We start from the raw sequence: 9,091 nt of genomic DNA on the forward strand, positions 1-9,091 counted from the left end.
CCAGCGCGGGCGCCGGCGGCTCAGGCGGCCCGGCGGCAAGGGGTCGGGTGATGGACGCGTTCGCTCGACGGCGGATTGTTTGCCAGCTTGTCCGCTGGGCGGCGTGGGCGGACGAGTAGCTCGCCCGAGCAGTTCGGGCATTTCCCGCCGAGAACGCCGTCGGCGCACGTGGCGCAGAAAGTGCACTCGAACGAACAGATGCGCGCTTCCGTCGAGTCGGGTGGCAGGTCCTTGTCGCAGCATTCGCAGTTTGGTCTGAGTTCCAGCATGGGTACCTCCAGCAGGGCGGTGTTCTGGTCGGGAACGATGGGGAAACGGTGGGAAAGACGGGAACGAGGGAAAGGATGCTCAAGATGCCCAGGATGCCCGATATGGAAAAGGCGACTGCGCGGTGGCGCATCGCCGCAACGGGCTGGCCAAGGGTCGCCGCCTGGCCCGCGCGGTAACACGCGCAGCATAGGCCGGGACCGGCGGCTGGGCAATGTGGGGGGAGGAAATGCGGCGGCCAGCGCGGTTCGCGCGCGCTCCCCGGCGGCCCGGCACTGCCTCGGCCAGCCCCGGGGCGCGCCAGCGCGTCGGCGCGGGCTCGGCGCGAAGCTTGCAAGCGGCCGCAAAAGCCGTTGAATCGATTTTGATTCTGGTCAATCCAGCGGTACACTCGCGGCCTCACAATACGGCGCCGCCGGCCTTTGTTCTGGCCGCCCCCTCCTCTCAATGCTTGAAGCCCTCAATCTGGAATGTGTCCGTGGCGACCGCCGCCTGTTTGCGGACCTCAGCTTCCGTCTGGCCGGAGGCGAAATGCTTTATCTGCAGGGCGCGAACGGCTCCGGCAAGACGAGCCTGCTGCGCATGCTGTGCGCGCTGACGCCGGTGGCGAGCGGCGAAATTCGCTGGTGCGGGCAGCCGATCAGCCGGCTGGGCGACGAGTTCCGCAGCGTCCTGTGCTATCTCGGACACCAGAACGCGATCAAGGACGAACTGACGCCGCTGGAGAACCTGCTGACGGCAGCGCGGCTGGCGCAGGAGCCGCTCAGCGAGGACGCCGCGCTCGCCGCGCTCGAACGCGTCGGCCTGCAGGGGCGCGTCGATCTCGCCTGCCGCTATCTGTCGCAGGGGCAGAAGCGGCGCGCCGCGCTGGCCCGCCTGGTGTACGAGAGGCGCGCGCTGTGGGTGCTCGACGAGCCCTACGTGGCCCTCGACAAGGCGGCCGTCGACCTGGTCGCCGGGCTGATCGGCGCGCATCTGCAACGCGGCGGGCTGGCCGTACTGACCACGCATCAGGCGGTGACGGTGGCTGCCGGCGCGGTGCGCGAAGTCTGGCTGGGCGGCTTGGCGGTGAGCTCGGCGGGTGCTGCGAGGGCGTCATGCTGAGCGTGATCGGCGCCGTCGTCGGGCGCGATCTGCGTCTGGCGCTGCGGCGGCAGGCCGACATCGCCGCCGCCGTCTTCTTCTTCATCATCGTCGTCAGCCTGTTTCCGCTCGGCGTTGGCCCGGAACCCGATCAACTGCGCCGGCTGGCGCCGGGTGTGCTGTGGGTTGCCGCGCTGCTCGCGACGATGCTCTCGCTGCCGCGTCTGTTCGCCGACGATCATCGTGACGGCACGCTCGAACAACTCGCGCTGGCGCCGCACCCGCTCGGCCTGATCGTCATCGGCAAGGTCGTCGCGCATTGGCTGGTCGCCGGCCTGCCGCTCGTTCTGCTCGCACCGGTGCTCGGCATCCAGTTCGATCTGGCGCACGACGCGCTGGTCGTCCTGACCTTGTCGCTGCTCATCGGGACGCCGGCGCTGTCCGGCATCGGTGCGATCGGCGCCGCACTGACGCTCGGCCTGCGCGGTGGCGGCGTGCTCTTGTCACTGCTCGTCCTGCCACTGTACATTCCGGTGCTGATCTTCGGCGCTGGCGCGGTAGACGCGACGGTCAGCGGGCTTGGCCCGCAAGCCCACCTGTCGCTGCTTGGCGCCTTGACGCTGGGCGGTGTCTTTTTTGCGCCCTGGCCGACTGCCGCTGCGCTGCGCGTGGCCCTCGAATGAACACCGACGCAAGACCCTGTACGCGATGAGCAAGCAATCGATCAACTGGTACAAGTATGCCAGTCCGCAAACCTTCTACCCGCTGGCCGGGAAGATGATCCCGTGGTTCTGGCTGCTGGCGGCGATCTTTGGCGTTGCCGGGCTGACAATCGGTTTTCTGCTCGCGCCGATGGACGAGCAGCAGGGCGAGGGCTACCGGATCATCTTCCTGCACGTGCCGGCGTCGTGGATGTCGATGTTCATCTATCTCGTGATGGCCTTCTGGGCGGCGCTGGGCCTGGCCTTCAACACCCGTCTGTCGGGCATGATGGCCTCGGCGTTGGCGCCGACCGGCGCGCTCTTCGCCTTTCTTTCGCTGTGGACGGGTGCGCTCTGGGGCAAGCCGATGTGGGGCACATGGTGGGTGTGGGACGCGCGCCTGACTTCGGAACTGATCCTGCTCTTTCTGTACATCGGCTTCATCGCGCTGCAGGCGGCGATCGACGACCCGCGCCGGGCCGACAAGGCGGGCGCCATTCTTGCCCTGGTCGGCGTGGTCAACATTCCGATCATCTATTTCTCGGTCAAGTGGTGGAATACGCTGCATCAGGGTGCTTCGGTCAGCCTGACGCGGGCGCCGAGCATGGCGGCGATGATGCTTTGGGGAATGCTGCTCTGCGCGCTGGCCTGCTGGATGTACAGCATCGCGGTCGCCTTGATGCGCGTGCGCACGATCATGCTCGAGCGCGAGCGGCATACCGAATGGGTGCGCGCGCTGCTCGGCGATACGGAGTAGGGGAGGAGGGGAACAATGCACTGGAACAGCCTGGCCGAATTCCTCGCCATGGGCAAGCACGGTCTGTACGTCTGGGGGTCGGTGCTGGTCATGGCGGGCGTCATGCTGGCGGAACCGATGCTCATCCGGCGCAGTCGGAGGAGACTCGTCGAACGTCTGCGCCGCCAGTATCGCGCCGAGCACAGTGAGGCCAGGGCCGTCAGTCCTTCGTCTTCATCCGGGAGTTCCGCTTGAAACCTCGTCACAAACGTTTCGCGCTGATCGTCGGCGGACTGGTGATTCTCGCCCTGGTCGCCACGCTGGTGCTCAATGCCTTCCAGAGCAATCTGGTCTTTTTCTTTTCGCCGACGCAGGTGGCTGCCGGTGAAGCGCCGAAAGGCAAGAGCTTCCGGATTGGCGGCATGGTCAAGGAGGGCTCGCTGCAGCGCTCGGCCGACGGTGTCACGCTGCGTTTCGTCGTCACCGATACCGACAAGGAAATGACCGTTGCCTACAAGGGCATCCTGCCCGACCTCTTCCGCGAGGGCAAGGGCGTCGTCGCGCAGGGCAAATTGGGCGACGACGGGGTTTTCGTTGCCGGCGAAGTGCTTGCCAAGCACGACGAGAACTATATGCCGCCGGAAGCGGCCAAGGCGGTCGGTGACGCGCACGAACGCGCCGCGGCCAATCGGGCGGCTGCCGATGCTGCCGCGCGCACCCTCAAGCCCTGAGGCGGACGACCTTCATGATTCCCGAACTCGGCAATTTCGCGCTCATCCTTGCCCTTTGCGTGGCGCTCGTGCAGGGCACGCTGCCTCTGTTCGGCGCGCATCTGCAGCGGCCGGCGTGGATTGCGCTCGCTCGCCCGGCGACGCTGGCGCACGCCTTGCTGCTCGTCGGCGCCTTCGCCTGCCTGACCACGGCTTTCGTTCACAATGACTTTTCAGTCATCTACGTGGCGCAACACTCGAATACGCTGCTGCCACTGCAATACCGGGTGGCCGCGGTGTGGGGCGGACACGAGGGCTCGCTGCTCCTCTGGGTGCTCATGCTGGCGCTCTGGATGCTTGCCGTCGCCCTGCTCTCGCAACAACTGCCCGAGCACATGGCGGCGCGCGTGCTCGGCGTGCTCGGCCTGGTCAGCGCCGGTTTCCTGCTTTTCATCCTGTTGACCTCGAATCCCTTCGAGCGCGTCCTGCCGGCGGTCGAGGAGGGGCGCGACCTCAATCCTCTGCTGCAGGACCCCGGGCTGATTTTCCATCCGCCGATGCTGTACATGGGCTACGTCGGTTTCTCGGTGGCGTTCGCCTTCGCCATCGCTGCGCTGCTCTCGGGTCAGCTCGACGCCGCCTGGGCGCGCTGGTCGCGCCCGTGGACGACCGCTGCCTGGGCTTGCCTGACCTTGGGCATCGCGCTCGGTTCGTGGTGGGCGTATTACGAACTCGGCTGGGGCGGCTGGTGGTTCTGGGACCCGGTCGAGAACGCGTCGTTCATGCCCTGGCTGGTCGGTACGGCGCTCGTCCATTCGCTGGCGGTGACCGAAAAGCGCGGCAGCTTCAAGAACTGGACGGTGCTGCTGGCGATCTCGGCTTTCTCGCTGTCGCTGCTCGGCACCTTCCTGGTCCGCTCGGGGGTGCTGACCTCGGTGCACGCCTTTGCCACCGATCCGCGGCGCGGCATCTTCATCCTCCTCTTTCTCGGCACGGTGATCGGCAGTTCGCTGGCGCTCTTCGCCTGGCGCGCGCCCAAGGTCGGCCTCGGCGGGCGCTTTGCGCTGCTCTCGCGCGAGTCGCTGCTGCTCACCAACAACGTTCTGCTCGTCGTCGCCTGCGCTTCGGTTCTGCTGGGTACGCTTTACCCGCTGCTGATCGACGCGCTCGGCGCTGGCAAGCTGTCGGTCGGCCCGCCGTATTTCGACGCCGTCTTCGTTCCGCTGATGCTGCCCGCCGTCTTCCTGATCGGCGTTGCCCCCTTCGCACGCTGGAAGCAGGCGAGTCTGGGCGAACTGGCGCGTACGCTGCGCTGGGCTTTCCTGGCCGCTGCCGTCGTCGGCCTCGCGGCGCCTTTCCTCTACGGCGAGTGGAAGCCGCTCGTCGCCTTGAGTCTGCTGCTCGCGGCGTGGATCGTCTGCAGCGGTGCCTTGAACTTCTTCGAGCGTGTGCAGGCGACGCGCGCCGGCTTGTCGTTTGTCCGGGCCATTGGCCGCCAGCCGCGCAGTTTCTTCGCCATGCATCTGGCGCACGCGGGTGTCGCCGTGTTCATCGTCGGCGTTGCCATGGTCGGCGGCTACCAGGACGAAAAAGACGTCAAGATGGACATCGGCGATACCGTTTCGGTCGGCGGCTACGTTTTCCGCTTCAACGGTGTGCGCCAGGAACAGGGACCAAACTACCGGGCGCTGGTCGGCGACGTCGACTTGTTGCGCGACGGCCGGCTGTTGCGCAAGATGGCGCCGGAAAAGCGCTTCTATCTCGCTTCCGCGATGCCGATGACCGAAGCGGCGATCGATACCGGCTTCCTGCGCGACGTCTACGTTTCGCTCGGCGAGCCGATCGACAAGGCGAATCCGGCCGCCGCCTGGGCCGTACGCGTCTATTACAAACCTTTCGTCGACTGGATTTGGGGCGGGTTCGTCCTGATGGCGCTCGGCGGGGTGCTTGCCCTAAGTGACCGCCGCTACCGTATCCAGGCGCGTACGCGCCTCGTGGCCGGTGGTTTGCCGGCGGCGAACGCATAGGAAGAAAGCGGATGAACCGATTTCTCTGGCCGCTGATCGGCTTTCTCGTGCTCGTCGCGCTGCTTGCCGTCGGGCTCAACCTGAACCCACGCGAAGTGCCCTCGCCGCTGGTCGGCAAACCGGCGCCCGCCTTCTCGCTGGCGCGCCTGGACGTGCCCGAGCAATCGTTTTCGCCGCAGGAGATGCGCGGCCGGGTCTGGCTGCTCAACGTCTGGGCGTCGTGGTGCGTGTCCTGCCGACAGGAGCACCCGGTGCTGGTCGACCTGGCGCGGCGCGCGACGGTGCCGCTGGTCGGCCTGAACTACAAGGAAGTGCGCGGCGACGGCGGAATCGACAGCGACAAACTCACGCCGGCCGAGGAGAAGAAAATGGTCATCGCGCGCGCCGCAGGCTGGCTGGCCAGGCACGGCGATCCCTACTCGCTGTCAGTGCTCGACATCGACGGGCGCGTCGGAATCGACTACGGCGTCTATGGCGTTCCCGAAACCTACGTCATCGACAAGGCCGGAATCATTCGCCTGAAACACATCGGCCCCTTGTCGCGCGAGCTCCTTGCCAGCCGCATCGAGCCGCTGCTCGCGGAACTTGCCCGATGAACCGCCTGCTCGTGTTCTTCCTGCTGATCCTCGCGCTGCTCGGCGGCGGGCGCCTTTCTGCTGGCGAAGCAGCGCCGCGCGCGGCCGACGAGGCGACCGAAAAGCGCCTGGTGGCAATCGCCAGCGAACTGCGCTGCCTCGTCTGCCAGAACGAATCGCTTGCCGGATCGAACGCCGAACTGGCCGGCGACTTGCGGCGGGAAATTCGCGCGCTCATCAAGGATGGCAAGAGCGACAGTGAAATCATGGCCTTCATGGTCGAGCGCTACGGCGATTTTGTGCGCTACCGGCCGCCGCTGAAGGCAACGACGCTGCTCCTCTGGTTCGGTCCGGCGCTGCTCTGCGCGGTCGGCCTGGCGGCGCTACTGCGTTATCTGCGACGACGCAGCCGGGCGATCGAAGACCGTCCGCTGAGCGCCGAAGAGCAGCGGCGCGTCGAGGCGCTGCTCGGTACGACCGATTCCAGCGAGGGCAAATCATGACCGCCTTCCTGATCTGCGCCGGACTCCTGGTCGTCGCCGTCGTCGCCATCGTCCTTCGGCCGCTCTGGTGCGCGCCGCGCGCGGCGCCACCGGCGGGCGCGCGCAGCGCCGCCAACCTGGCGATCTTCCGTGATCAACTGGCCGAACTCGAACGCGAGCGCAGCGCCGGAACGTTGAGCGAGGCCGATTTCGCGCAGGCGAAAACGGAACTGCAGCGCCGCCTGCTCGACGAAGTCGATCCAGCGCAAGCGCTAGCCGATACGGGCGGACCAGCGCCGGGCGTGGCTTCGGCGCCGGCGGGCAGCGAGCGCAAGACGGCGCTCGCCCTGCTGCTCGTACTGCCGCTCGCCGCCGCCGCCGGTTATGCCGTGCTCGGCAATCCGCGCGCGCTCGATCCGCTGGCGCGGCAGGCGAATCCGGCGCCCGAGCAGGTCGCCGAGATGGTGAACAATCTGGCGAGAAGGCTGCAGAAGAACCCGGACGACGCGCGCGGGTGGTTGATGCTGGCGCGCTCGTACAAGGTGCTCGAACGCTACACCGAGGCGGCCGAGGCTTATGGGCGGGCGGCTGTCCTGGTCGATGCCGACGCCAACCTGCTCGCCGACTACGCCGAAGTGCTCAGCGCAGCGAGTGGCGGCAGCCTGCGCGGCAAGCCGAGCGAACTGCTCGAACGCGCGCTGAAGCTCGACCCGGACGCCCCGCAGGCGCTGCTCCTCGCCGGCGCAGCGGCACGCGAGCGGCATGACTTCGCCGCCGCCGCCAGCTACTGGACGCGCCTGCTGGCGCAGGTCGAAGCCGATTCAGCGGACGGCCAGGCACTCGCCGGCGCCATCGCACAAGTGCGCGAACTGGCACAGGCCGCCGGCGGTTCTGCGGCGCGTTCGGCGATCGACCGCAGCAAGGCGATCAGCGGCGAAGTGACGCTGAGCGGAAAACTCGCTGGCAAGGCCGCTCCGCAGGACGTGCTCTTCGTCTTCGCGCGCCCTGAAGACGGTTCGCGCATGCCGCTCGCGGCAACCCGCGCGACCGTCGCCGATCTGCCGTTGCGCTTCAGCTTCGACGATTCGATGGCCCTCGCCGGCGGGCGCAAACTGTCTGATTTCAAGGCGCTGCACGTCGAAGCGCGGATCGTCAAGGCGGGTCAGGCGCAGGCGTCTCCCGGCGACCTGTTCGGCGCCCTGTCCGGCGTCAGACCGGGCAGCCGTGACCTGCGCCTGCTGATCGATCAGGTACAGCCCTGAGCGCTGGCGGCCACCGGCTAGAAAAGCAGACGGTGGGCGAAAAACGCCGCCAGACCGATGGCGATCGTCGCCAGCAGATTGCGCGTGAGCACGCCGGCGGCGAGCGTCAATAGCGCGGCAAGCAGGTAAGGGTTGGCCAGCGACACGAACCACTCGCCTTTCGGCAGCAGAACCGCGGGCAGCGTAATCGCCGTCAGCACCGCCGGCGGGATGAACTTCAGCGACTCCATGATCCACGGCGCCAGTCGAATCCGCTCGGCCACCGCGAAGAGCAGATAGCGAATGCCGAAGGTGACGGCGGCCATGCCGGCGATCAACCAGACTTCGTCGCTCCCCGTCATCGCTCGCCTGCCGGATGGCTGGCACGCAGGCGCTGCGCGCTCAGGCCGGCGACGATCCCGGCCAGCGCGGAGAGCACGATGCCCAGCTTGTAGGGAATCGCCAGCGTCAGCAACGAGGCCGCGCCGGCGACCAGCACGCAGACGGCGATGGGCATCGTCTTGACGAACGGAATGATCATGCCGATGAAGGTGACGGGCATCGCCACGTCGAGCCCCCAACTCTGCGCATCGGGAATGCGCTGGCCGAGCAGCAGGCCGAGAAAACACCAGAACTGCCAATTGACATACATGGCGATCGACGACCCAAGCTGGTACCAGTGCTTGTCGGGCGAAGCGTCGTCCTTCTGGAAGCGGTGCACGGTCACGGCAAACGTCTCGTCGGTCAGCCAGAAAGCGAGCGGAACCCGCCAGCGCTGCGGCAGGTGCTGGAGGTGCGGCAACAGCGTCGCGCTGTACAGCATGTGGCGCAAGTTCACGATCAGCGTCGTCAGCACGATGATCGCCACCGGCGTCTGAGCCGCAATCAGGCCAATCGCAATGAATTGCGAAGATCCGGCAAAGACCAGCGCCGACATCGCCACGGCGGCCGCGAAGGAGAGCCCCGAGGTCGCGGCAAGCGCGCCGTAGATCATCCCGAACGGCAGCGCGCCGAGCAGCAACGGCAGCGTATCGCGCACGCCGGCGAGGAGTTCCTGCCGGCGGAGATGTTCTGGCTGATTCATGAAGTTGGCAGCGGTGCGCAGCCGGTCGCAGTCGGCCAATCGGTCAGTCGGCCAGCCGCCGGGCTGACCAAGCGTCGTAGCAAGCCGACGACCGGCAGGTCAGCGCGGGGAAAGCGGGCTGGAGCGACAGGTCCAGGCGCGGCACCAGGGGCGAAAAGTCGCGGATTCTATCAGCAAAGCGCCGC

Annotated in this window: 12 protein-coding genes; 9 read left to right on the top strand and 3 right to left on the bottom strand. The window is 67.2% G+C overall.

Going from position 1 to position 9,091, the window contains the following annotated elements:
- Positions 1 to 20 precede the first annotated feature (20 nt).
- On the bottom strand, positions 21 to 269 hold the full coding sequence (locus Q1L59_RS16525; RefSeq protein WP_300334363.1) for a DUF1272 domain-containing protein: 249 nt from the start codon (positions 267 to 269) through the stop codon (positions 21 to 23).
- Positions 270 to 714: 445 nt separating this feature from the next.
- Between Q1L59_RS16525 and ccmA the strand changes: the two genes are divergently transcribed.
- The 9 genes from ccmA to ccmI are packed head-to-tail and all read left to right on the top strand — an operon-like array spanning position 715 to position 7,843.
- Positions 715 to 1,371, top strand: a complete 657-nt coding sequence (ccmA, locus tag Q1L59_RS16530; RefSeq protein ID WP_300334365.1) for a cytochrome c biogenesis heme-transporting ATPase CcmA — start codon at positions 715 to 717, stop codon at positions 1,369 to 1,371.
- A complete protein-coding gene (ccmB, locus tag Q1L59_RS16535) occupies positions 1,365 to 2,033 on the top strand; it encodes a heme exporter protein CcmB (RefSeq protein ID WP_300334368.1) in 669 nt (222 codons plus the stop codon). The genes ccmA and ccmB overlap by 7 nt, the downstream gene beginning before the upstream one ends.
- A 25-nt stretch (positions 2,034 to 2,058) precedes the next feature.
- Complete coding sequence (gene ccmC, locus Q1L59_RS16540; protein WP_300334371.1) at positions 2,059 to 2,808, top strand: heme ABC transporter permease CcmC; 750 nt, start codon at positions 2,059 to 2,061, stop codon at positions 2,806 to 2,808.
- A 15-nt stretch (positions 2,809 to 2,823) separates the two neighbouring features.
- Positions 2,824 to 3,042 (top strand): heme exporter protein CcmD, encoded by a 219-nt coding sequence (gene ccmD / locus Q1L59_RS16545; protein ID WP_300334373.1) that lies wholly within the window; start codon positions 2,824 to 2,826, stop codon positions 3,040 to 3,042.
- On the top strand, positions 3,039 to 3,518 hold the full coding sequence (gene ccmE, locus Q1L59_RS16550) for a cytochrome c maturation protein CcmE (RefSeq protein WP_300334375.1): 480 nt from the start codon (positions 3,039 to 3,041) through the stop codon (positions 3,516 to 3,518). The genes ccmD and ccmE overlap by 4 nt, the downstream gene beginning before the upstream one ends.
- Positions 3,519 to 3,532: 14 nt before the next feature.
- Positions 3,533 to 5,524, top strand: a complete 1,992-nt coding sequence (locus tag Q1L59_RS16555) for a heme lyase CcmF/NrfE family subunit (protein ID WP_300334377.1) — start codon at positions 3,533 to 3,535, stop codon at positions 5,522 to 5,524.
- 11 nt (positions 5,525 to 5,535) lie between these two features.
- Positions 5,536 to 6,120, top strand: coding sequence for a DsbE family thiol:disulfide interchange protein (locus Q1L59_RS16560; RefSeq protein WP_300334379.1), 585 nt, complete (start codon positions 5,536 to 5,538; stop codon positions 6,118 to 6,120).
- Entirely contained in the window at positions 6,117 to 6,602 is a 486-nt protein-coding gene (locus tag Q1L59_RS16565; RefSeq protein WP_300334382.1) for a cytochrome c-type biogenesis protein, read from the top strand. The genes Q1L59_RS16560 and Q1L59_RS16565 overlap by 4 nt, the downstream gene beginning before the upstream one ends.
- The gene (ccmI, locus tag Q1L59_RS16570) at positions 6,599 to 7,843 is read left to right on the top strand and encodes a c-type cytochrome biogenesis protein CcmI (RefSeq protein ID WP_300334384.1); all 1,245 of its coding nucleotides are present in this window, start codon (positions 6,599 to 6,601) and stop codon (positions 7,841 to 7,843) included. Before Q1L59_RS16565 ends, ccmI begins: the two co-directional genes overlap by 4 nt.
- A 17-nt stretch (positions 7,844 to 7,860) precedes the next feature.
- Here ccmI and Q1L59_RS16575 read toward each other — a convergent pair whose 3' ends face one another.
- Both Q1L59_RS16575 and Q1L59_RS16580 read right to left on the bottom strand, forming a co-directional pair.
- Positions 7,861 to 8,184: an AzlD domain-containing protein gene (locus Q1L59_RS16575; RefSeq protein WP_300334386.1), complete on the bottom strand. Its 324-nt coding sequence runs from the start codon at positions 8,182 to 8,184 to the stop codon at positions 7,861 to 7,863.
- Positions 8,181 to 8,906: an AzlC family ABC transporter permease gene (locus tag Q1L59_RS16580; RefSeq protein ID WP_300334389.1), complete on the bottom strand. Its 726-nt coding sequence runs from the start codon at positions 8,904 to 8,906 to the stop codon at positions 8,181 to 8,183. Before Q1L59_RS16580 ends, Q1L59_RS16575 begins: the two co-directional genes overlap by 4 nt.
- Positions 8,907 to 9,091 lie beyond the last annotated feature (185 nt).

It is taken from the genome of Accumulibacter sp. (assembly GCF_029255125.1).
In the GTDB taxonomy this organism is placed as follows: domain Bacteria; phylum Pseudomonadota; class Gammaproteobacteria; order Burkholderiales; family Rhodocyclaceae; genus Accumulibacter.